Raw genomic sequence first — 414 nt, 5'->3', positions numbered from 1 at the left:
CGAAATGTAAACGTGTATTTACCACAATATTCGAAATTTTGCAAAACCACCGTTAACAATAGTGTTTTTATTTATTAAATGGACGACTCCTAGCGATTGAAACTAGAAACATATTCTCAGATTTAAAATTTTCTCTTTCTTCTTTATTCAACTTGTTTATGATATTTGAATTCTCGATGTAATAATTTATTGCATCTTTTACATCGGCATATTCAAAAATTATACCTCTAAGTTTTTTTTGTTCGATTTCAAAATAATCATTTGGTTTTGCTAAAGGAATATATTGCATATAATAAACAGCATTTTTATTCATAAGAATTTCTCCTTCATTTCCAGCGCCTAATGCTTCCCATCCATCTTTTTCTTTCGACAAAAAAATTAATTCAGTTAATCCAACTTTGTAATCAATTGCTC

The 414-nt window shown here is 27.8% G+C and carries 1 protein-coding gene; it reads right to left on the bottom strand.

Annotated features, from left to right (window positions below; genetic code table 11):
* Positions 1-67 precede the first annotated feature (67 nt).
* Positions 68-414, bottom strand: a 347-nt coding sequence (locus DIU01_RS03700; RefSeq protein ID WP_290831897.1) for a hypothetical protein, incomplete at its 5' end; no start/stop codon positions are given.

Source organism: Flavobacterium sp., from assembly GCF_003525665.1.
Classification (GTDB): domain Bacteria; phylum Bacteroidota; class Bacteroidia; order Flavobacteriales; family Flavobacteriaceae; genus Flavobacterium.
Note: the sequence above shows the minus strand (reverse complement) of the source record. Positions and strands in the feature narration are given on the sequence as shown.